Annotated in this window: 20 protein-coding genes; 10 read left to right on the plus strand and 10 right to left on the minus strand. The window is 59.2% G+C overall.

Annotation, left to right across the window (positions count from 1 at the left end):
- Window positions 1-546 precede the first annotated feature (546 nt).
- The 4 genes from ACFHWW_RS11445 to ACFHWW_RS11460 form a co-directional block, all read right to left on the minus strand.
- Window positions 547-1,602: a glycosyltransferase family 2 protein gene (locus ACFHWW_RS11445; protein WP_379938235.1), complete on the minus strand. Its 1,056-nt coding sequence runs from the start codon at window positions 1,600-1,602 to the stop codon at window positions 547-549.
- Window positions 1,603-2,445, minus strand: a complete 843-nt coding sequence (locus ACFHWW_RS11450) for a glycosyltransferase family 2 protein (protein WP_379938271.1) — start codon at window positions 2,443-2,445, stop codon at window positions 1,603-1,605. It abuts the gene before it with no gap.
- Window positions 2,446-2,624: 179 nt separating this feature from the next.
- Entirely contained in the window at window positions 2,625-3,557 is a 933-nt protein-coding gene (locus ACFHWW_RS11455) for a class I SAM-dependent methyltransferase (protein WP_379938237.1), read from the minus strand.
- Between the two features lie 395 nt (window positions 3,558-3,952).
- Complete coding sequence (locus ACFHWW_RS11460; protein ID WP_379938239.1) at window positions 3,953-4,906, minus strand: NAD-dependent epimerase/dehydratase family protein; 954 nt, start codon at window positions 4,904-4,906, stop codon at window positions 3,953-3,955.
- Here ACFHWW_RS11460 and ACFHWW_RS11465 point away from each other — a divergent pair.
- The 3 genes from ACFHWW_RS11465 to ACFHWW_RS11475 all read left to right on the plus strand — a co-directional run bounded on the left by ACFHWW_RS11465 (window position 4,802) and on the right by ACFHWW_RS11475 (window position 6,317).
- A complete protein-coding gene (locus ACFHWW_RS11465; protein ID WP_379938241.1) occupies window positions 4,802-5,614 on the plus strand; it encodes a hypothetical protein in 813 nt (270 codons plus the stop codon). The genes ACFHWW_RS11460 and ACFHWW_RS11465 overlap by 105 nt on opposite strands.
- A gap of 120 nt (window positions 5,615-5,734) precedes the next feature.
- Window positions 5,735-5,986, plus strand: coding sequence for a hypothetical protein (locus ACFHWW_RS11470; protein WP_379938243.1), 252 nt, complete (start codon window positions 5,735-5,737; stop codon window positions 5,984-5,986).
- A complete protein-coding gene (locus ACFHWW_RS11475; protein ID WP_100673783.1) occupies window positions 5,979-6,317 on the plus strand; it encodes a DUF1515 family protein in 339 nt (112 codons plus the stop codon). The genes ACFHWW_RS11470 and ACFHWW_RS11475 overlap by 8 nt, the downstream gene beginning before the upstream one ends.
- Window positions 6,318-6,461: 144 nt before the next feature.
- Here the strand turns inward: ACFHWW_RS11475 and ACFHWW_RS11480 are convergent, their stop codons facing one another.
- Window positions 6,462-6,746: a hypothetical protein gene (locus tag ACFHWW_RS11480; RefSeq protein WP_026168635.1), complete on the minus strand. Its 285-nt coding sequence runs from the start codon at window positions 6,744-6,746 to the stop codon at window positions 6,462-6,464.
- A 36-nt stretch (window positions 6,747-6,782) separates the two neighbouring features.
- Window positions 6,783-7,202: a hypothetical protein gene (locus ACFHWW_RS11485; protein WP_379938245.1), complete on the minus strand. Its 420-nt coding sequence runs from the start codon at window positions 7,200-7,202 to the stop codon at window positions 6,783-6,785.
- Window positions 7,203-7,485: 283 nt separating this feature from the next.
- Here ACFHWW_RS11485 and ACFHWW_RS11490 point away from each other — a divergent pair, with 283 nt between their 5' ends.
- From ACFHWW_RS11490 to ACFHWW_RS11505, 4 genes are all read left to right on the plus strand, one after another.
- Complete coding sequence (locus ACFHWW_RS11490) at window positions 7,486-9,261, plus strand: SLC13 family permease (protein WP_379938247.1); 1,776 nt, start codon at window positions 7,486-7,488, stop codon at window positions 9,259-9,261.
- 147 nt (window positions 9,262-9,408) lie between these two features.
- Window positions 9,409-9,969 (plus strand): DUF924 family protein, encoded by a 561-nt coding sequence (locus ACFHWW_RS11495; RefSeq protein WP_100673781.1) that lies wholly within the window; start codon window positions 9,409-9,411, stop codon window positions 9,967-9,969.
- 41 nt (window positions 9,970-10,010) lie between these two features.
- Window positions 10,011-10,472, plus strand: coding sequence for a GFA family protein (locus ACFHWW_RS11500; RefSeq protein ID WP_275597743.1), 462 nt, complete (start codon window positions 10,011-10,013; stop codon window positions 10,470-10,472).
- 39 nt (window positions 10,473-10,511) lie between these two features.
- Window positions 10,512-13,151: a mechanosensitive ion channel domain-containing protein gene (locus ACFHWW_RS11505; protein ID WP_379938250.1), complete on the plus strand. Its 2,640-nt coding sequence runs from the start codon at window positions 10,512-10,514 to the stop codon at window positions 13,149-13,151.
- Between the two features lie 167 nt (window positions 13,152-13,318).
- Here the strand turns inward: ACFHWW_RS11505 and ACFHWW_RS11510 are convergent, their stop codons facing one another.
- Window positions 13,319-13,960 (minus strand): TerC family protein, encoded by a 642-nt coding sequence (locus tag ACFHWW_RS11510; RefSeq protein WP_100673778.1) that lies wholly within the window; start codon window positions 13,958-13,960, stop codon window positions 13,319-13,321.
- Window positions 13,961-14,361: 401 nt separating this feature from the next.
- On the opposite strand from ACFHWW_RS11510, the gene ACFHWW_RS11515 reads away from it, so the two are divergent.
- The gene (locus tag ACFHWW_RS11515; RefSeq protein WP_198516835.1) at window positions 14,362-14,625 is read left to right on the plus strand and encodes a hypothetical protein; all 264 of its coding nucleotides are present in this window, start codon (window positions 14,362-14,364) and stop codon (window positions 14,623-14,625) included.
- Window positions 14,626-14,720: 95 nt separating this feature from the next.
- Here the strand turns inward: ACFHWW_RS11515 and ACFHWW_RS11520 are convergent, their stop codons facing one another.
- Together ACFHWW_RS11520 and ACFHWW_RS11525 are read right to left on the minus strand one after the other, a co-directional pair.
- The gene (locus ACFHWW_RS11520; RefSeq protein WP_379938253.1) at window positions 14,721-15,380 is read right to left on the minus strand and encodes a dihydrofolate reductase family protein; all 660 of its coding nucleotides are present in this window, start codon (window positions 15,378-15,380) and stop codon (window positions 14,721-14,723) included.
- 115 nt (window positions 15,381-15,495) lie between these two features.
- Window positions 15,496-16,905 (minus strand): adenylate/guanylate cyclase domain-containing protein, encoded by a 1,410-nt coding sequence (locus ACFHWW_RS11525; RefSeq protein WP_379938255.1) that lies wholly within the window; start codon window positions 16,903-16,905, stop codon window positions 15,496-15,498.
- Window positions 16,906-17,092: 187 nt separating this feature from the next.
- On the opposite strand from ACFHWW_RS11525, the gene ACFHWW_RS11530 reads away from it, so the two are divergent.
- Window positions 17,093-18,706 carry an SMc04171 family calcium-binding repeat protein gene (locus ACFHWW_RS11530; RefSeq protein WP_379938257.1) on the plus strand — a complete coding sequence of 538 codons (1,614 nt, stop codon included), beginning with the start codon at window positions 17,093-17,095 and terminating at the stop codon, window positions 18,704-18,706.
- Window positions 18,707-18,810: 104 nt separating this feature from the next.
- On the plus strand, window positions 18,811-19,644 hold the full coding sequence (locus ACFHWW_RS11535; RefSeq protein WP_100673774.1) for a response regulator: 834 nt from the start codon (window positions 18,811-18,813) through the stop codon (window positions 19,642-19,644).
- 63 nt (window positions 19,645-19,707) lie between these two features.
- Here ACFHWW_RS11535 and ACFHWW_RS11540 read toward each other — a convergent pair.
- Window positions 19,708-21,071 (minus strand): cadherin-like domain-containing protein (locus tag ACFHWW_RS11540; protein ID WP_379938259.1); only part of this gene is annotated, 1,364 nt, incomplete at its 5' end.

Here is a 21,071-nt window from a genome sequence, read left to right on the forward strand (position 1 = left end):
CTAGGAAGATATCCGACGGTGGCTCCGTTGTATCGCTATAGATCTGCTGGTCGATCAGATACACCACTATGCGCTGGCCTAAAGCCTGTTGAGATTCATTTGGAGTTTATGACGGCTTCTGTGAGATTGATAATGGCGTTGAAGCTCTGTTCGCTTTTGTCAGCACGCATGACGATGCGCTTGAATCGAGTGCCGACCGTGCGCCACTGCATTTGACCATTGATCGTAGCCGATCAATGGACAAATGCTGCAGGTCAAAGTGCTCCAGCGAACTTTGCGCGTGTGTAAGACGCGCGGCGCTGTAGGAAACTTTTCGGAGGCGTGCAATCTCTCCTCCCCTCATCCCTGTGCTTGTCACAGGGATCCAGCAGCGCCGCGTCTGCGGCGCGGGAAGCGTTCTCTCAGCCCAAGGACTTGGTCTGGCTGGATTCCTGTGACAAGCACAGGAATGAGGAAATCAAACAAGCGGCCGCGGGTGTCCCCAATCTCAGCAGGCCTTAGGTCGTTGCGTGGTGAAGCGCACCGGCAGAGGCGTAAGCTCCTCAATTAGACGCTTGCGCCCCAGTTTCGCGAGGGCGCTAGTCGTGCGTCATCCGGATCAAATTCAATCGTTGGCATAAACCCAAGATCAATAAGTTGCTCAGGATTGACGAAACGAATTGAGGCTTCGTCGACGAAATCGATGGCGCCTGCCTCGTCTATTTCACTCTTCATCGCTTGATAATGCTGCGAACCGTTATAATGTTGTTTATCGGAGACGGCCTCAGCAATCTTTTCTCTGTAGTTGGTGAAGAACTTGAAATGCAACAGAACACCCCAAATGGGCGAAAAATTGCGATTATAAGGAAGTGGACGATGAATGCTGCTTCCGAACCGGCAATCTTTATCCCAATATACGAGGGGATACTTGATTAGCTCATTGTCCTCGCTGAACAGGCGCTTCCTTGGGCCGCCCTTTACGCTTATGCCTCGCTTTTGAAGCGTGACTTCATAGCCGCTGCTATCGATGTGATCCACGACGTGCCACGGCATGTTGCCGTCTCTGCTTTTTGCTTCGCTAGATGGATAAAAATCGACCATGGGAGCCGGCAACCGTTTGATATTATGTTCCTCGAGCACATTTATCAAAGTCTTTAGCGGTTCGCGCAGGCACTGGTCATAGACCAGGAACTCGTCCGAATCGAGATTTAGGTACCAGCGATTATAGCCATATCGCTCAAACAGGGCTTCGCGCCAACGGCGCCCTCGCCGCGCCGCCTCAAAGCGAATTGGGGAAGTCCAGACATCAACGTCCGGTTGGCCCATCAGATACTCACGCGTCCCATCAGTTGATACGTCATCAAGGCAAATAAATCGGGTTACGCCAAGTCTCCGATAATGACTCAGGAATGCCGGAATGAGGGCGATCTCGTTGTGTGTGACGAATACCAACGGAAGATCGCTTGCGCCCAGCGCAGGCGCATCCTTTGCCGGTATAATAGTCACCTTTTCAATTTTTCGGCGCTCTCTCGCCGCAACCCTCCAATTGTCATAGAACGTTAATAGACGATCAACGAAGGTGCGGCGCGGGAACGAAAAATTGCGGTCAAATGGATATTTCATTTAGAAAATCCAGAGAAGTTTATATTTAGTCTTTCGTCGCGCATCGTTCCAACACATTCTGAAGAATTTAATCCGTATCGTCAGGCCAACGGGTGGGAGTTTTCTTGTAAGGTCGTAGCACCCCAGAGTATATTTCAGTCTCTGAGTTAGGCGATCTCGAAAACTTTTGGCCCCATAACGCGCCTCAGAGCCAGATCCCTCTGTGAAGTCGAATGTTGGTCCGTCGACGTACACCACGAGGTCGCGGACGACGAGTTCTGAAACGACGTATGATGCGAAACACCAAGGATTTCCGAGCTCGAACCAGCGGGCCATAAGGGTTTCTTTTGCGCTGGCCCTATACAATCCGTAAATCCACTCGGCGGGGAACGTTAGATTTCTTGGGACCTTGCCTGATACATACTTTCTTGTGAAGTCGAATACAGAGTCGTCCGGGGCTTTGATTCTGGTCCCGTTTGGCCCTACGAGCTTTGTCGAGCATGCGGCAAGAAGCTTCTCCGGATTGGCTTCAAGTGCTTCCACCAGGCGGGCCAAAAAATCCCGCGATGAATGGTCATCGCATGCGCGCAGGCAAAAATATTCGCCACGTTCTGCGCCAAGCCGGACCGCTTTCGCGAAGTTATCTATCGCGCCTATATGTTGTTCGTTTCGTATTACGGAAAACCGACGATCCGATCTGCAAAACTGCTCAGCGAGACTGAACGTGTTGTCTAAAGATTTATTATCGAGAATTATCGCTTCAAACTCCTTAAAAGTCTGATCAGCTATACTTTTTAAACTGCTTATGAGCGTCTTTTCGCCGTTGTATACCGGAAAGACGATGACGACCTTCTTTTTCATTATGGTTCTCGAATGTCGGATTCAAATCACACATATAGTATGTTAGCATGTCCTGCAACTGTACACTGCGGAGCTTCGTGAGCGGGAATGCCCATAGAAGAATATTCTTCCGTCGATGCCGACACGATTGAGGCTTTTACTGTCGGTGGTACGAGTTGGACACGTATCAATCGTGCGCGGCGTCACATGACAACAATGTCGGCGGCAATGCCGGTGGTGTGCATCATTTGGCGTATCTCTGCCGCATAGTTGCCATTCATAACTAAAATGGTCTTTACGGGATGACTCTTGAGCCAAGCGGGGGCGTGAATTCGAACGCCGGATAGCGGAGCAAACTTTTCTTGCTTTTTGGGGTTGATATCGATTCCAGCAGAGATGAGGTCAGTTCCTACTAGACAGGAAAGCATGACCCCCTTCGTTGCCATCCCCCATACCGCTGTATTGTCGCTGGTAGCTATAATCGACCGTGCTCTTTCGATCATGAGGTTCTCAGAGGACTTGTAATTCATCGCGGCTGCGATAGCGTCAGCCCCATTAGTTGTCTGGGTTGTCACCAGGGTGTTCGCCGTGCCGATGGCCCACTGATACTGTCCGCCAAATGCGGGCCCCTGTTCGATGACTGAGAAGCCCGCACGTTCCAAGGCGTTCCGCAATGACCCGCGACAAAAATAGTTGCAGTGCTCATAGCAGAAGTCCCAAAAAGCGCCATTCTCGAAGATCCAGTGGACTTCAGGCACCTCGATATAGAGCGGGATTTCGGGAGCCGCTTGGCCGAGTTCCCTGAGGAAAGTAACGGGTTCGGTAATATGTTCAAGGACGTGTCGCAGGACAACGAGCTTCGTGTTTGACGCAAACGATCCTGGTCTAAAGATATCTCGTATGAGCGTGAAGTTCTCGTCGGTGGTTGGCGTGCAACTCGGATCTATGCCGATCCCCGTAATACCGGGGGCGAGCTTGCACAATGTGCGCAGAAATGCGCCTTTCCCACATCCGACATCGTAGACGGTGCCGGATGTTAAATCGAATCTTTCGATGAGCGCTCGTGCGATTTCTTCCGCGTAGAGTTCAAAGGTTCTGGAAGGAACATCATTATTATAGTGCTCGTCGTAGCACACCAAGCTTTCATTGAATTCGCCATTGTAGCAGAAGCCACACTGGCTGCAGGTGCATAGCGTGAGCTGTCCTGTGGGAGCCGCAATAGCTTCCTTTTTGGTGCCATAGACGCGGTTCTGAAGGATAGGAATGCGTTCTCTTGTGATTGTAGGGACGGGGGCCGTTCCCTTGCAAACTGGGCAAGCTCTGTACATGTTGTTCTCACTGAGGTCTGACGAGGGAGGACGCAATGGCTGATCGCCACCAATCGACAGTGAATTTGATACCTTCCTCCAACCCGTAACGCGGGTTGAACCCGACCTCGTTTCGCAATCGGCTCACGGATGCTGCTAGACAGGGAGGGTCATTTGGAATCGGTGGTCTCGCGCCATATTGGACAAGATCGGCCCGCCCAGTCTCACTCGCCACCATTGCAATGATGTCTCGCAGAGGCCGCGCATCGCCGCTCGCGATGTTCACTGGCCCTTGCACGTCGCTTTCTGCAAGCTTGAATTGCGGCCGCGGCGTCTGCGACGTGCAGGAAGTCTCGGATTTGCCGCCCTTCAGAGACCGCCATCGGAATACCGTTAAGCAGACTGAATATCAGGTCACTCAGCAGGCGTGAGCGCTTTTCATGAGGGCCATACGGAAAAAAGATGTGCCCCCAGGCAAATGAGATGTTGTGCGCTTCTGAGTAGGACGCAAGCGTTTTATGAAGGGCGGCCTTAGCCTGACCATAGAGGGTTGACGGGTCAAGGGGCGTCTGCCTCTCTATCAGAGTGTGGTAGCTCCAGTCGTATTCTGCGCAGGTGCCTGCCACCACAATTCGTCTACCGCCGCCTTGAACGAAGGCTTGGACGAGTTGCAGGGAGGCGGCCAACCAGCGAAGGTTGTCGATGCTAGTCCAATACGCGCCCGGTTCAGTGCACCAGGCGACATGAACTAGTGTATCGGCTCCGATTTCCGATATCTTCTCAAACGCGGCCGCATCGGCTGACAAAAGGTCTATGTTGTGAAAAGTCACGCCGTCTGCCTTTTCTGGCCATGGCGTCCTTCCCACAGTATGGACCGAAGCCCCCGATTCCAGAACACACCGGGGGATGTGCCGGCCGAGAAAGCCGCTTACTCCCGTAATAAGAACGCTGTTCACGACGCCATAGCCCCAGTTAGTTGGGGGCATCACTATCGCACCTGAAATCGAAAGAGAATACGTCTTCGGATTTTTGGCCCGATCGACTCTTTCCAACCAACAGCAGAAAGGAAACCCATGACCCAAACCGTGCCTCCGGGCGCGGCGATGCTGCTCGACTTTATCCGGGAGGCGGAAGTCGGCAGCAAAGGCCGCGCGTCTTACGACGTGATCTACGGACATAACCAGGGAAAGCTCACAAAGCCGCTTACGCACATGGCGATCGCCGAGGTGATCCGTGCGCAGAAGGGGTGGGCGAGGGCGCATGGATCGAGTGCGGCGGGGGGCTATCAGTTCATGCGGGCCACGCTCTCCGGGCTTTTGAAGGAAGTACCGGGACTGGGCGGAGATCAGCGCTTCGATCCTGCGCTTCAGGACCGGCTCGCCCTTCACCTTCTGAACCGCCGTGGTTTCGCCGGCTTTATCTCCGGCGAAATCCGCCCCGTTGAATTCGCGAGGCGCCTGGCGATGGAATGGGCGTCTCTGCCGGTTCTCGCCGATAGCCAGGGTGACCGGCAGCGGATAAGGCGCGGGCAGTCCTATTATGCCGGCGACGGGCTCAACCGAGCGCTGGTGCGGCCGGAAAAGCTGGAGGCCGTGCTTCGCGCGGTGCTGGCAGCCGGTCCACGAGAGGTCGAGGCGGACCGAGCGGGCGAGGCGGCGGCGGTTGCGGTTCCGGCACGCCCGCGCAAGCCGGTTTCCCGGTCCGGCCGCTTCTGGACCTGGTTGCTGACGGCCGGCGGTACGATCGTCACGGCGCTGAAGGAGCTGAACCTCGTCGCGCTGGATTGGAGGGTGCAGCTTGCGATCCTCGTCATAATCGTCAGCTTTGCCGTTTACGCGATCTGGTCGATGCCGGCGGTCCGCGACGCTTTGAGGCTCACACGATGACGTTTCCCTGGAGCAACCTGGTCATCGCTGCCTTGATCCTGGCCGGAATTTCCTGGGCCATACTCGAAATCCGTTCGAATGCCGCGCACGCGGTCCGCAATTCAATCGAAAGGCAGAACAATGAAGCAGCAAAGAGCGCTGACGCGAAGCGCTTTGACTATGACGTCTGTTCTTCTTCTGGCGGGCTGTGGAACTTCGGGACCGGCCGATGTGAGCGGCCTTCGCAGCATCGTGGGAACTGAACTTACCGGCGCCCGCGGCGCGACGCAGATCGACCAGCGCAAGATCGACCGCACGGTGGTCGGCCTCTGCGCGGCGTCCGTCTGGACCAGGGCGGAGTGTGCGAGACACGGGGAGGGCGGAGATGATTGACGCCGGCGTTCACCAACAGCTCGGCACCTTGGTCGCCGAGGTGAAGAACCTGCGGGAGGACCTGCGCCGATCGGAGGACAGATCGGATGCCGGCCGCGTATCCATGACGCGCCGGATGGACGAGTTGGTCGAGCGCATGCGGACCCTCGAGGGCTCGATGATGCTCGTCAAGGACGATATTGCCGCGATGAAACCGGTGACCGAGGACGTGCGCAAATGGAAGCTGATGGGGATGGGCGCTCTCGGCGTTATCGGGATCGGAGGGGCGGCGCTCGGCGTGACCTTTGCCGATGTGGCAAAACGCGTGCTGATGCTCACGAAGGCAGGGTAGAGAAATTTTCGCAGTAATTACGTTGCAGCGGCGCTGAAGACGCCGTTGCAATAGGTTCCTTTTTTACCGCAATCCGTTGGCCCGACCGGCGTCACTTCCCTGGAAGATGCTCCAGGGTGCTCCGGCGCAGGAACGTAGCCCAATTCAGTCGTCGTCGAAGAGTGGAAGGTCGCGATAGCGGCGGCTTACCAACCGCAACGATCGGTCCGGCTCTATGACATAGCTTTCGTAGACCCGGCGGCCGAATCGATCGATGAACTGATGCGGCACAATGCTGCCGACCGGTGCCTTGGTAAGCCTGGTGCGCGGCTGGCCACCATAGGTGATGCTGCCGGGAATCGGCTCCAAATAGGGCGAATAGCCCATCGAGGTCGCCTCGCAGCCGGTCAGAAGTGTGAGCATGCACAGGATAGGAAGAACATATTTCATGACGATCCTCGGCACTTGCATGATTCTCGCCGGCATTCAGTCGCTGAAGATGTCGTAATCTATGCGGCGGCTGGTCAGTCGCAACGAGCGGTCCGGATTAATGACATAGGTCTCGTAAACCCGGTGACCATAGGTGTCGAAGAACTGGTGCGGCACCATGCTGCCGATCGGCGCCTTCGTCAGCTTCGTTCGCGGCTGACCGCCATAGGTGATGCTGCCGGGAATCGGTTCCAGTCTGGGGCCGTAGCCAACCGTTTGCGTCGATGTACAGGCACTGAGCGCGACGGCGGCGCAGAGGGTGAAGAGAGCTGTGCTCAGGGCACCGCGCCTCCGGATGGACGTGTGGGCATGTCCTGCATCGGCTTGCATTGTCGCGCGGTTCTCCGCCTTCGTTTCGGTTTCGGGGAAGATGCAGTAGGCTGCGGCGGATTGCATCGCGTGACGGTTCATGTACATGCTTCGCCTCACATGAGTTGCACCACCTTATTCCTTATTCGACAACGTGCAAAGAAAGCAGGAAGTTCGGCGTGTCGCGGCAACCACCCGCGTTTCGTGGGGATTTCGCGATATTTCGATTGCATAGGCAGAAATCTTTGAACGATGTAATGGCCGAAGCCCGCCGATGCTCGCGCAATGCCGCCCGAACCTTCGGGTGGTATCGCGCGTTTGATTCGGTGTCGGTAAATGGGCTTGCAAACAGAACCCCGGTTTCCGACGAGTCGCTGCTCAGGTACTGCCCATGACCGCCGAACAGACCCTTTCGTTTCTCGTGCTCGGCGCCATGATGATCTTCTTCATTTGGGGTCGCTTTCGCTACGACATCGTCGCCTGCTCGGCGTTGATGCTTTCGGTAGCCGTCGGCATCGTTCCTTTCGATAACGCTTTTGACGGCTTCAGCGACGACATCGTCATCATCGTCGGCAGCGCACTGATCGTCAGCGCGGGCGTGGCGCGTTCGGGTGTGGTCGATGCCGCCATCCAGCGATTTCTTCCGGACCTGCAATCGGTAAGGGCACAGCTCGCTCTTCTCGTCGTCACGGTCACGGTCCTCTCCGCCTTCATCAAGAACATCGGCGCGCTTGCGATCATGATTCCGGTAGCGTTCCAGTTCGCGCGTCGCTCGAATGTGCAACCGTCCGTCTTCCTGATGCCTATGGCTTTCGGCTCGCTGATCGGTGGCCTGATGACGCAGGTCGGCACCTCGCCCAACGTGGTCGTGTCCCGGGTGCGTGCGGATCTGACGGGCGAGAGTTTCACCATGTTCGACTTCACGCCCGTCGGCGCTTCGCTGGCACTGGTCGGCGCGGTGTTCCTGCTGTTCGGCTATCGCCTGGTGCCGGAGCGGAAAAGTCAGCAGGTCGGCATGCATCAGGCGATCGAGATCACCGACTACACGTCCGAGGCGATGGTCCCCGCCGGATCGCCGGTGATCGGCAAGCCGCTCAGTAATCTGGTCAAGATCGGCGACGGCGGAGCCGTGGTGATCGCCGTCTTCCGTCGCGGCACGCATCTGGCGCCGCTGCCCGATGTCGTCGTCGAACTGGACGATATCCTTCTGCTCGAAGGCGGTCCCGCTGCGCTCGACCGCATCGTCTCCCAGGCAAAGCTCAAGATCTCCGGCGATCGTGCGCCGATGCCGAACGACAAGGAGAAAGCCGAGACCGAAGCCATCGAGGCGGTAATCGCCACCGGCTCACCGCTCATCGGCATGTCGGCTCAGCGCCTGGCGCTCTTCAACAATCACAACATCAACCTGCTGGCCGTCAGCCGCCAAGGCGAACGACTGAAACAGAGGCTTGGCAGCATCAGGCTGCGGGCCGGCGACATCGTCGTGCTGCAGGGTACCCGCAGGGACTTGCCGTCTTTCCTGCAGGACTTCGGCTGCCTGCCGCTCGCACAACGGGAAATCCTGCTCGGCACCATTCGGCGTGCCACTGTCCCGTTGCTTGTTCTGGCGACCGCGATGGGGGCGACCGCGGTTGGGGTCGTGCCTGTGCAAATCGCCTTTTTTGCCGCAGCGCTTGCCATGGTGGTGTTTCGCGTCATCCCTCTGCGTGACGTTTACCGCGCCGTGGACGGACCGATTCTGGTCATGCTTGCCGCGCTGATTCCCGTCAGCGACACTTTACGCACGACGGGCGGCTCGGACCTGATCGCGGGCTGGCTGAGCGGGATGGCGGTGAATCTACCGCCTGCGGGGGCGCTTGCCATCATGGTCGTTGCGGCCATGGCGGTGACACCCTTCCTGAACAATGCCGCCACGGTCCTCGTCATGGCGCCGATTGCCGCCAGTTTTGCAACAGCGCTCGAATACAGGCCAGACGCGTTCCTGATGGCGGTAGCGATCGGTGCCGGCTCTGACTTCCTCACGCCGATCGGCCACCAATGCAACACGCTGGTAATGGGACCCGGGGGTTACCGGTTCAGCGACTACCCGCGACTGGGGCTGCCGCTTTCCATCGTCATCGTGATCGTCGCGGTGCCGATGCTGATGTGGGTCTGGCCGCTGCGTTAGAATGCCGGGGACAAATGGAACCGCGCGAATACGGATCGCCTGCTAAATCGCAGGCATTCGGTGGAAACGGCCTGATCGCCGCCTATCTTGCGGCGGAAGCGTATCTTTTGTGGAATTGCTCTGGCAGCAGGGAGGCATGTGGGCGTCATGACTGGCGATATCGAGATCTGCACGCCGGAAGAGGTGCTGAAATTCTGGTTCACGGAACTTTCCTATGACCACTGGTTCACGCCGGATCCCGGACTCGATGAGCAGTGCGCGCGGCGATTTCAGGCGTCGCACCTGGCCCTGTCCAGAAACCTCGACAATGTCTGGCGCGAGACCCCGCAGAACTGGCTGGCGGCGGTCATTCTTTTCGATCAGATGCCGCGCAACATGTATCGCGGGTCGCCCTTGGCCTTTGCCACCGATTGTCTGGCATTGCGCGAGGCGAAGCTCGCCATCGGCGCGAGCGCCGACATGGCAGTGCCGACGGAATGGCGCGCGTTTTTCTATATGCCCTTCGAACACTCCGAAAACCTGACCGACCAGACCATGTCGGTCAAGCTGTTCACGGAACTAGGAGACGCCGGCTACCTCGACTATGCGATCCGGCATCGGGACGTGATCGAGCGGTTCGGCCGCTTCCCGCATCGCAATGGCATTTTGGCCCGCACTTCGTCACCAGCCGAGGAAGAGTACCTCGCGCAGCCGGGCGCCGGGTTCTAGACATGAACCATGGCGGAAAACGCTGAGATCAGGAGGAAACCATGAGTGCCGGAGAACTGCCCTGGCAAGGGGGATGCCGTTGCGGAGAGGTCCGCATCAAGGTGAGCGCGCAACCGCTTCTCACGATGGCATGCCATTGTACCGGCTGCCAGCGAATGACCGGGAGTGCGTTCTCGTTGAGTGTCGCCATTCCGAGCGAAGGCTTCGAGGTCACACGCGGCGAGCCTGTCATCGGCGGCCTTCATGGCGCAACGCGCCACTATTTCTGTCCTCATTGCATGAGCTGGATGTTCACGCGCCCGGAAGGCATGGACTGGTTCGTCAATCTCCGCGCGACCATGCTCGACGATCCCAGCTGGTGCAGGCCTTTCATCGAAACCTGGACCAGTGAAAAGCTGCCGTGGGTGAGCACATCCGCCGTTCATAGCTATGCGGCGTTGCCACCGCTGGAGGATTACGAACAGTTGCTGGCAGACTACGCCGCGCATTCCGAAGGGGATTGAACCGCGAGACTGTTCAGATCAGCCTAGATCTCAAAGGGTTTGCATCTTTTCGCCGTTATGCATGTGCAGACCGGTCATCCGCGAAGCCTGGAGGGGTTCTGCGCGGCGCAGGGATTATCGAAGGGTAGGAAATTGCATCTCCTGGATAAACTAAGGGCGCTTTCGATTGCCCTGTCTTTCGGTGCGCTGACGCTTGCTGCCGGCGGATACGCAGTTGCGCAGGAGCCCGCGCCGAGCGTTGAGCAAACCCGGCCGGCCGCACCGGCCCAGCCTGCCCAAGCCGGCCAGCCTGCGCCGCAGGCCGAACCGGGACAGCGGGCGGAGCAAAGGGGGGCCGGTCAGGCGCCGGATGCCGCATCGCCGGTACTGCAGCAGGCGGAGGGTCAGCTTGCCCAGGCCGACCGGGAGCTGAAGCGTCTCATCGAGCGTACCAATGCCGTCGAGGACGACGACGCCATGCTCGCCGAACTCAGGGTGCAGGTCGACGAGCTTTCAAAGCAGATCATCGCCGCCTCCGTCCCCACTCGTCCGAGGCTCGACGAAATCAAGGCGAGGCTCACGGAACTCGGCGATCCTCCCGGTGAGGGACAGCCGCCCGAAGACGCGGTCATCACCGATGAGCGAAAACGGCTCCTGGCGGAGCGCGGGGCGGTCAATGCTCTGACGGGCAAGGCGGAGAACCTGTCGATCGAGGCGAGGAAACTTGCCAACCGGATCACCGCGACGCGCCGGGCGATCTTCTCCAACACTCTGCTGAGACATACGGATGTCTCGGCGGCGATGCTGAGCGAGGCAATCACCGCAACGATGCACGAAGCGATGGCACTGTCGCGCAGCATCGGCGGTTGGCTGACATTCGCCTGGAACTACAAGCGCGTGCCGCTGCTGAGCGCGATCTTCCTTTCGCTCTGCGCCGCGCTGCTCTTCCTGGTCGGCGGTTACAGGCTTTTTTCGCCGGTCCTCATGCGCGACGAGGAAGACGACGAGCCCACCTATTTCCGGCAGCTTTCGCTTGCGTTCTGGTCGACGCTCATCCCCACTCTGGCGCTCGCAGCCTTCGCTATGTCGAGCTACTTCTTCCTCAGTAGCTTCAACGTCTTGCGGCCGGATATCGCCCCCATCGTTGCGATCACGCTCGCCATGGGCGTCGTGCTGTTCTTCATAGCCAGGCTGGCAGGCGCGGTGCTATCGCCGCACCGGTCGAGCTGGCGACTCGTGCGTGTTTCGGATCGCGGTGCCAAAATGCTGATGGTGCCGATCTTCGCGATGGCGCTCGTCAACGGGCTCGACTATCTGCTCGGCAGCATCAGCGAGTCTCTCGGTTCCCCGGTGGTGTTGACGATTGCCAAGAGCTTCGTGGCATCCATCATCATCGGTCTCATTCTGATGTCGATGGCGTGGATCCGGCCTGTGCTGAGGGCCGATGAGCCTTACGATGCACCGGGACATGCCTGGCCGCGGGTAATCTCGCTCTCCTTCCTCCTGCTGGGGGCGGCGCTTATCGCGACTGCATTGTCGGGCTATGTCGGCCTGGCGCGTTTCATCGCTACCCAGATCACGGTAACGAGCGCGATCCTTGTGACGGTCTATATCGGCCTCCTCACGGGGAAGTCTGTCTCCAAGCAGGGCGCGTTTGCCGAAACGGTAGCCGGGCGTTATCTGGAGCGCCGCTTCCATCTGGAGCCGGTTGCGCTCGACCAATTCGGCCTGTTTGCCGGTCTCGGCATCTATGTGCTCGTTCTCTCCTTTTTCATCCCGCTGATATTGATGCAGTGGGGCTTCAAGACTGCGGACATCGAGTCCTGGGCCTATCAGGTGCTGACCGAAATCAGGATCGGTACGATCACGATTTCGCTGGTGGGCATTCTCGCGGGAGTACTGCTCTTTGCCCTCGGCTATCTCGTCACGCGTTGGGTGCAGCGCTGGATCGACGGCAACGTCATGGCGCGCAGTCGTGTCGACGCCGGCGTGCGCAACTCCATACGAACCGGTATCGGCTATACGGGCGTGGGCATTGCCGGCCTTATCGGCTTGTCTGCCGCCGGCATCGATCTTTCGAGCCTCGCCCTCGTCGCCGGCGCTCTCTCCCTCGGCGTCGGTTTCGGCCTGCAGAACATCGTCTCCAACTTCGTTTCGGGGCTGATTCTGCTGGTGGAGCGTCCCTTCAAGGTGGGCGACTGGATCGTCAGCGGTACGACCGAAGGCTTCGTGCGGCGCATCTCCGTCCGCGCGACCGAGATCGAGACCTTTCAGCATCAATCGATCATGATGCCGAATTCCCTGCTCATCAACGCGTCGGTCGGAAACTGGACGCACCGCAACAAGCTCGGCCGGTCGGAAATCGCCGTGACCGTGACCTATGCCAGCGATCCCCGCCGGGTTATCGAACTGCTCTACGAAATCGCCGCAGCCCATCCGATGATCCTCAAGAATCCGGCTCCCAATGTCGGGTTCACGGCCTTCCAAGACGAGCGAATGACGTTCGAATTGCGGATCTATGTCGCTGACGTGCTGACGGCCGGCGGCGTTCGCAACGACCTTCGCGTCTCGATCTACGAGCGCTTTCGTGACGAGGGGATCGGCGCGCCGTTCCCGATGAGGGTCGAAGATGTAACGCCTGAGGAAGAAGCCGGAAGCGCCGGCGCCGAACCGTCTGTTATCGAAAAAGAGAAGGCCTAAGCTGGCTGAAAACAACGCCTGACGCGCCGGTGCTGTTGGCGAAGGCCGGAAAAGCGAAGAGGGAGCGGAAATGCCGCTCCTTCTTCTCTATTTGACCGAGCCCCGGCCGCAGGTTGAAATGACGCACTTCCGCACGGAAAACCGTTACGCAGGTTTCCCGGAGCGCTTTACAGCCCAGCCAGCGCCTGAGCCACCGGCACAACGTGTGGCCACACCTCCATTGTGCCGCGATAGATCATGTCGAGTGCGACGTACAAGATGATCGCCAGGCCGATGTAAGCGATCCAGTGATAGCGGCTGAGCAGGCGGGCAATAAAGCTGGCGGCGATGCCCATCATCGCGATCGAGAGCGCCAGACCGAAGACGAGCACGGTCGGATGCTCTCGGGCGGCGCCGGCGACGGCGAGGACGTTGTCGAGCGACATGGACACGTCCGCTATCACGATCTGTGTTGCCGCTTGTTTGAAAGTCTTCTTTGGGGCCGAGGCGTCCGCATTTTCGAGCCCGTCAACGCCTTCGTGACCGCCAGTGCGAATCTCGCGCCACATCTTCCAGCAGACCCAAAGCAGGAGAAGCCCGCCGGCGAGCAGGAGCCCGATGATCGCAAGCAGTTGGACCGTAAAGATGGCGAGCACGATGCGAAGCACGGTGGCGGCGAGAATGCCGACGAGGATAGCCTTCTTGCGCTGCTCCAGCGGCAAGCCGGCTGCTGCAAGGCCGATAACGACAGCGTTGTCGCCGGCAAGCACCAGGTCGATCACAATGACCTGCAGCAGTGCCGTCAGGCCGGCGGAAGTGAAAATCTCCATGTGTGGTAACCCTTCTTGTCCCCGAAACGCCTGCGGCGTCGCAAAACGCATAGACCGCGAACAATCGACGGATCAAGTGGCCGGGTCAACTAATCGGCACTTTCGAAAGAGATACGATCGTCGAGCAGCTTCCGGTGCCTCCGGCGCGACTCGAGCCGCCGCATCGTTTTTTCCTGCACGCCTTACGCTTCGAGAAATTCTGCGCTACCGCGCCGCGCGTCTCATCAGACACGCAAAGGCCTGCAGCACTTCGATCTGCCGCATGTTTTTGACCTTTGCTCGGTTACGATCAATCAAATATGCGGTAGGCTGGCCGCGGCTAGAGGGGTGGCCGGCGCCTTCTTCTCGCGACGGGAAGGCGGCCGGCCGAAACGGGGGGCGGCGCTCGTGCGCCGAATGTGATGAAGACGTATGCTGTTGTTCTGGTGCCTGCAATGCTGTGGGCTGGCGTGGCCCATGCCGCAACTGTTACAAACACGGACGGCGAGGCCGCTGTTCTGGTGATCGTCGAAGGGGAGAGCCGGGTCGAAGTTGCAATCGATGCAGGTGCCACGGAAGTGATCTGCCCCGGCGGCTGCTTCGTCACTGCGCCGAGCGGCGACCGCGTGGGGCTCCAGGGCGACGAGACGATCGAAATCGTCAACGGCTCCGTCGTTGTGAAGTGACGCCCCTCCGGGAGCCGGAGGTTGGAGTCTTTCCACGACAATTGCGGGGCCGTAGCCCCGCATCAGTGACGAACGACGGCACTATAGGCAGAAGATCAGCTCAGCTTTCTTCGCCGCTCCAGCTCCGCTTCGGTCGGCTGGTCGAACTCGAACGAACCTGGCACGACAGGACCGCTGCGGACGTATTGGTTGACGGTGACGCCCGTCCCCGAGACTTTTGAACCGACGAGTTTCAACGCCATCGGCATGGCGTCGTGACCGAAGAGCCGCTTGCCCTTTCGGAGCACGACCGGAAAGTACGAGATGTACATCTCGTCTATCAAATCATTGCTGAACAGGGTCTGCAGGAAATCGGTCGAACCCTGGGTCAACAGATCGGGGCCTTCCTCGCTCTTGAGTTTCTTGAGCGTGGCTACCGGGTCGGACCCGAGAGTACGGCTATTTTGCCAGTCGAGCCTCAGATCGGGGTTGCGCGTAGCGACATATTTGGTGATCCGGTCAAAGAGCGGACCGATCGGATCGTCAGGGCCGGCATAGGGCCAGTGTGCGGCGAAGATGTCGTAGGTCTTCCGACCAAGCAGAAGATCGAACGGCCTGGAAAACATCTCGTCCACCGCTTGTCCCATGGTTTCGTCGAAATAGGGAGCGGCCCAGCCGCCATGGTCGAAGCCGCCGACCGGGTCTTCGTGCGGTCCGCCCGGCGCCTGCATGATTCCGTCAAGGCTTACGAATGCGCCAACGATGATCTTTCTCATTCCGGCTCTCCTCGTTCGTGGTGTTACCGAAGCTAGGACGCTGGACGAAGGCCGATACCGACAGAAACGCCACAAGCTGCAAGAATTTCTTTGAGAACTTTAGCGCAGGAGCGGCTCACGGGATCGCGAAAATGCTGATCTCGTTGGCGATCCCTCTTAGCGCCACGTTGTGCGCCACCGGGCTTAGGCCCCGATCAGAGAGCACACTGGATGCTCGAGGATCCTCGAGGACGGAGCCGGTCGCGAAGATCTCACGCGAGGTGGCGAGATGCTGGACGCGCGAGGCGATGTTGACGGTCTGACCGAAATAGTCCTGCCGGTCGTTGAGATTGACCGCGATGCATGGCCCCTCATGGATGCCGATCTTGAGGAGCAGGTCCTCGCTGCCGCGCTCTTCGTTGAGTCTGCGCATTGCCTCGCGCATCCGCATTGCCGCGGTGATAGCCCGGTCGCGCGCTGGAAAAGTTGCCATAACCGCATCACCGATCGTCTTGACGACGGCGCCGGTCTCGGCCGCGACGATTTCGTTCAAGACGTTGAAATGCGTTTTCACCAGGTCGAAGGCCGCGAGGTCGCCAACGCGCTCGTAGAGTTCCGTCGAGCCGCGCAGGTCGGTGAAGAGGAAAGTAAGGCTGGTGATTTTCAGCCGTTGGTCCACATCGAGCGTGTCGGTGCGGTAGATGTCGCGGAATGTCTGGTTGGAGAGCAGCCGCTTGGCGGTGAGAAACGGCCGACGGCGGCCGAGCAGGGCATGCAGCGCTTCGCCTGCCACGCAGATCGAGGGCAGGGTACGAACTTCGGCGTGGTTCTCCACCGAAACGCGCAAGGGGCCGGGCGGCAAGCTCAGCGTCTCGTGATGGCGGTGCGAGCGATCGAAGACGAGCCCGAGATTCTTCCTTTCCCTTGTCGGTTCGCCGCTCACATCCAGGAATTGCGCAGCATGCGTCACCGGCTCGAAGACGATGACGAACTCCGCGGGAAGCTGCAGCGAGATCACGGCTTTCTCGCCAGGCGGCAGTTCCAGCGCCTCCAGCAGGAATTCATCGAGCTTTGCTTCGTAATCCTCTTCCGGCAGGTCGATGCCGGAACCCCAATAGATCTGGCGGAAATATTCGGCCGGCGGCAATTCATGCGGCGTATGTGCCCCTATGTGGCGCACGCGCGGACTGATCGTGAAGGTGACTTCGACCATCTCGTCGAGCGTCGGCTCGTAACCGGCGGCACACAGCGCGCAGGTATATTCCGTACTCTGCACCGTCTTCAGGGACGTGTTGGCATCGAGTACACCGCCGCAACCGGGACAGAGCACGTTCCAGGAAAGCTCGAAAATTCCCAGGCGCGAGGCATGCAGAAAGCCTGCGATCGTCTCTTCCTCGTCCAGTCCCTCGCGCGCTGCGAAGGCGAGCGCATTGACGCGGCAAAGCTTGTGATCGGGAGCATCCAGAACGAGCCGCTCGAATGCATCGGCGACCTCCGTCCTTGCCGAATGGCGCAGCACATCGAAAAGGGTTTGGGCCTCGCTCATGAACACGTCTTATACGGAAATCGGCGGGCGGTCAGTTCGCATTTCGGTTTGGGTACAAAGTAATTTTATATTTGAAGTAATGTAATCTATATTTATTGAGCGAGAAAATATTTTCGCCTGCGTCTCGATTTATACTTTGAAATTCCATATTAGTGGCATGCTTTGCAATTCATGGGGGAAGAGCGACATGACCACAGTCGTGGGGACAGCCGGAGACGATACGCTATCCGGAACCGGGGAGAAGGATCGCATCTGGGGTCTAACCGGCGCCGATGAGATCGAAGCTGGCGGCGGCGATGACCTCGTCGACGGTGGGGCGGGAAACGACCGTCTGACAAGCAGGAGCGGGTATGACCGACTCGACGGCGGCGAGGGAGATGATCTCATCAGCCTGATCGGGACCGGCGGCGCGGTTACAGGCGGTGCCGGCGTCGATACGCTGGTGGTCGACCTGTCGAGCGTCAGCTCCGACGTCCGGTTCAGCGGCGAGCACGGTCACGGCATCATCGGCTACAACACGGCGAACTGGGAACACATCTTCTTCAATCGCATCGAGCGGCTGGTGCTGACGACCGGCAGCGGCAACGACCGGATCTTCGGCGCCGCCACCGACGACATCATCTCGACCGGCGCCGGGAACGACGTCGTGGGCCCATATGGCGTCGACGGCGACGACGGCACCAGCATGCTCGGCGACGACACGATCGACACAGGCAGCGGCGGCGACATCATCAACGACACTGTTGGCGCGAACCGGATCTTTGCCGGCGACCACAACGACATCATCATCACCACGCTTTCCTCCGCGGTGATCGACGGCGGGAGCGGCTGGGATAAACTGTCCATCTTCGATGAAGGGCGAACCGACGACGTCACCGTCGATTTCGGACAGGGGTTTGCCTCGACGGGCACGCGGATCGGCGGGATCGAGGTTGCCAGCGTGGATCTCGGCGGCGGCAGTGATACGCTGATTGCCGGAAATCTGTCTTCGCTCAGCGCCCATATGGGCGAGGGCGACAATTATGTCGCCGGCAGCAGCGGCAGGGACTATGTCGCCTCCGGAAGCGGCGACGATGCCCTTTATGGGGGCGCTGGTGATGACATCCTGATCAGTGCCGGCGGAAACGACGTGCTCGTCGGCGGCGATGGGAACGATGACATCTACGACGGCGGAACGAGTGTCGGCGACGGAGAGACATATATCGACGGCGGCGCCGGCGACGACCTTATCCAGGTGGTTGCGCCATCAGGCTTTATCGATGGCGGGACCGGCAGCGATACGTTGCGCGTCGTCGATCCCCTGCCGGGCACGAATTTCGACGCTTCGACCGGCATGCTGGGTACGTCGCTGATCTTCACCGGGATCGAGAGGTTCGAGCTGTCCGGCGGCTCGGGGAACGATACCATCCGCACGCTTGGAGGCAACGACCAGCTCGCCGGCAACGCCGGCAGCGACCGTCTGGACGGCGGCGCCGGAAGCGACGTGCTTTGGGGGGGCGCGGGTGACGATGTCATGACCGGCGGAGCAGGCGCAGATACCTTCCTTTGGTCGTCTGATACGTTTTCGTTCTCAGGTGTGGATCGTATCACGGATTTCGATGCGGACGGAGGCGACCTGCTGCGCTTTTCCGGATATGCACCCGACACGACGCGCATCGACAGCTTCGCCGACCTGGTTGCCGCCGCGACGGAAACCGAAGACGGGCTCTACATCGCCTTCAACGGGTCCGATACATTCGGTCTGTTGCTGGACAAGGTCGCACTTGCCGACCTTTCGGCGGATGATGTCGTCTTCGTTTGAGGGATGCCTTCGCCGGACATCGGGATGAGTGCGCCCATTAACACCGGATAAAGCGTTTTGCTCCTAGGGTGCCTTCCGGGGACACTCTTTTTCATAGGCGATCAATGTCATTCTTCGGCATTTCCGGAATGTACTTTTCCGGCGAATCCCTCGGCGAACACCGTATCGTGCTTGCCGAGGACTCCAACCTCTTTGCCTCGATGGTCTCGAAGCGGCTGAAGGAGCTTTTCGATATCGACGTGATCGTCTGTCGCGACTACGAGGACTTGCAGTTCGCGGTCGAAAACGCTTCCTTCGCGCCATCTCTGGCAATTTCCAATATCAACCTTCCAGGCGCCGAGAACGGCGAAGCGCTCACCTACCTGATCGAGATGAGCGTACCGACGATCGTCTTCACCGGCTCGTTTCAGGAGAGCACGCGCGAGGCGATCCTCGCCAAGGACATTGTCGATTATGTCATCAAGGACAGCGTCTTTGCTGTCGATATGCTGGCAGAATCCGTCTGCCGATTCCTCACGAACCAGCAGCATCACGTGTTGATCGTCGACGATAGTGCGACGGCGCGGGCCGTGTTGACGACGCAGTTGAAGCGCTACAATTTCAGAACGAGCTCGGCGGACAGCGGCTCTGCGGCGCTGGAAATCCTGAAGAGCAATCCGGACATCGCCCTCGTCATAACCGACTACAATATGCCCGATATCGACGGTTTCGAACTTACGCGGCGAATCCGCGCCGCCCACGGCCCGCATCAGCTAAGGATCATCGGTGTGTCGTCGTCGACGGACCGGCTGCTTTCCGCCCGTTTCCTCAAAGCCGGCGGCAACGATTTTATCGTCCGTCCCTTCGTCAACGAGGAGTTCTACTGCCGCGTCAATCAGAACCTCGATACCCTCACCAAGGTGAGAACGTTGAACGCGAGGACCAAGATTCCGGCCTGAAGGGCGATTGCCATTCGGGCGACCGGCGCCGGTTGAGGTCGGAATTTGCCGTGCCGGACTGGGTTACAACAGAAAATCTCCCGTCGCGAGGCTCTTCAACCCGGAAAGCTCGATCTGAAAATCAGCGCGGCCGTCGCCGTTGACATCACCATAGATGATCGTCTTGTCGTCGAGGGTGCCCGCCGGATTGAACGTCTTGTAGATGAGCTCGCCCGCGTGACGGGAGAATTCGCCGGTGCCTCGCCACGTGAAGGCCTGATTGCCGGCCGCACCGGTGTTCGCATCGATGGCCGATAGATCGAGTCGATCGAAGCCGTTCGCGAAATCTGTCACGGTGTCGCGATGTCCGGCACCAGAGGCCGGCCCATATGCAACATTGTTCACATAGCCGGAGAAACCGGGCGCCGAGTCGTTGGTAGATTTGAAAACGAAGATATCGTTCCCCGCTCCTCCCGTCAGCAGATCGGCTCCTGCGCCGCCAATGATCGTATCGTTGCCGGCTGCGCCATTGATGACATCGTTGCCCGCTCCTACGTCAAAGGTCTCGTTCGCGGCGGTGCCGGTGAGGCGGTCGGCGCCGGCCGAGCCGATATACCGCTCAATGGCGTCGGTGACGGACACCCTGATCGTCTTGGTTGCTTCTAGTCCTGTTCCGACAGACGGGTCGTCAAGCCCGATGGTCACGTCGAGGTATGGGTTTGTCTCGAAATCGAGCCGTGCTCCTGCCTTCAACCAGAGGACGTTGCCGCGGATTTCGAACAGCGACGCATCCGCGCCGCTCAAAGTCAGCAGATTGGTCCCCTGAGTGTCGTCGGCGATCACAAGAGTAGCAACCTTCTGGGCCGTTCCCGTCGAGGCATCTTCGGCAATGCGGGTGAGGTGCTGTGTGAGCGTAAGGCTAGGAGCGTCGTTGACGGGGTTGACGGTGAAATTGAATGTCGCAGGCGTTGGCGCGGAGTTGTCCTCGTTGCCGTCTTCTACGACGACCCGGAAGGAGGCGGCGGTGGTCTCCGAGCCGTTGTGGCGGAAGGAGACGAGGCCGGCTGCGAGTTGCGCCGCCGTAAAGCTCGCGGCCACTGACCCGTTGACGAGGACAGCGCCATTGACGGCGTTCGAGACGTTGAAGCCAACACCCGCCGCGGTGTCGTCGGGATCGGAATAGCCGAGATCGGCTGTCGTGAGCTTATAGGTTCCGCCCTCTGCGACCGCCGCTCTCAGATCGCCGCTGCGTATGGGAGCGTCGTTGACGGGGTTGACGGTGAAATTGAATGTCGCAGGGGTTGGCGCGGAGTTGTCCTCATTGCCGTCTTCGACGACGACCCGGAAGGAGGCGGCGGTGGTCTCCGAGCCATTGTGGCGGAAGGAGACGAGGCCGGCTGCGAGTTGCGCCGCCGTAAAGCTGGCGGCCACTGACCCGTTGACGAGGA

Source organism: Sinorhizobium sp. P24N7, from assembly GCF_042436655.1.
In the GTDB taxonomy this organism is placed as follows: domain Bacteria; phylum Pseudomonadota; class Alphaproteobacteria; order Rhizobiales; family Rhizobiaceae; genus Sinorhizobium; species Sinorhizobium meliloti_A.

Bases quoted from the DNA above. Each gene is read 5' to 3' on its own strand.
- ACFHWW_RS11530 (WP_379938257.1), top strand. From the start codon at position 17,093: ATGACCACAGTCGTGGGGACAGCCGGAGACGATACGCTATCCGGAACC.
- ACFHWW_RS11445 (WP_379938235.1), bottom strand. From the start codon at position 1,602: ATGAAATATCCATTTGACCGCAATTTTTCGTTCCCGCGCCGCACCTTC.
- ACFHWW_RS11515 (WP_198516835.1), top strand. From the start codon at position 14,362: ATGAAGACGTATGCTGTTGTTCTGGTGCCTGCAATGCTGTGGGCTGGC.
- ACFHWW_RS11485 (WP_379938245.1), bottom strand. From the start codon at position 7,202: ATGTACATGAACCGTCACGCGATGCAATCCGCCGCAGCCTACTGCATC.
- ACFHWW_RS11495 (WP_100673781.1), top strand. From the start codon at position 9,409: ATGACTGGCGATATCGAGATCTGCACGCCGGAAGAGGTGCTGAAATTC.
- ACFHWW_RS11470 (WP_379938243.1), top strand. From the start codon at position 5,735: ATGAAGCAGCAAAGAGCGCTGACGCGAAGCGCTTTGACTATGACGTCT.
- ACFHWW_RS11500 (WP_275597743.1), top strand. From the start codon at position 10,011: ATGAGTGCCGGAGAACTGCCCTGGCAAGGGGGATGCCGTTGCGGAGAG.
- ACFHWW_RS11475 (WP_100673783.1), top strand. From the start codon at position 5,979: ATGATTGACGCCGGCGTTCACCAACAGCTCGGCACCTTGGTCGCCGAG.
- ACFHWW_RS11480 (WP_026168635.1), bottom strand. From the start codon at position 6,746: ATGAAATATGTTCTTCCTATCCTGTGCATGCTCACACTTCTGACCGGC.
- ACFHWW_RS11520 (WP_379938253.1), bottom strand. From the start codon at position 15,380: ATGAGAAAGATCATCGTTGGCGCATTCGTAAGCCTTGACGGAATCATG.
- ACFHWW_RS11535 (WP_100673774.1), top strand. From the start codon at position 18,811: ATGTCATTCTTCGGCATTTCCGGAATGTACTTTTCCGGCGAATCCCTC.
- ACFHWW_RS11510 (WP_100673778.1), bottom strand. From the start codon at position 13,960: ATGGAGATTTTCACTTCCGCCGGCCTGACGGCACTGCTGCAGGTCATT.
- ACFHWW_RS11465 (WP_379938241.1), top strand. From the start codon at position 4,802: ATGACCCAAACCGTGCCTCCGGGCGCGGCGATGCTGCTCGACTTTATC.
- ACFHWW_RS11490 (WP_379938247.1), top strand. From the start codon at position 7,486: ATGACCGCCGAACAGACCCTTTCGTTTCTCGTGCTCGGCGCCATGATG.
- ACFHWW_RS11525 (WP_379938255.1), bottom strand. From the start codon at position 16,905: ATGAGCGAGGCCCAAACCCTTTTCGATGTGCTGCGCCATTCGGCAAGG.
- ACFHWW_RS11460 (WP_379938239.1), bottom strand. From the start codon at position 4,906: ATGTCCGTAGATCACGTCGTAAGACGCGCGGCCTTTGCTGCCGACTTC.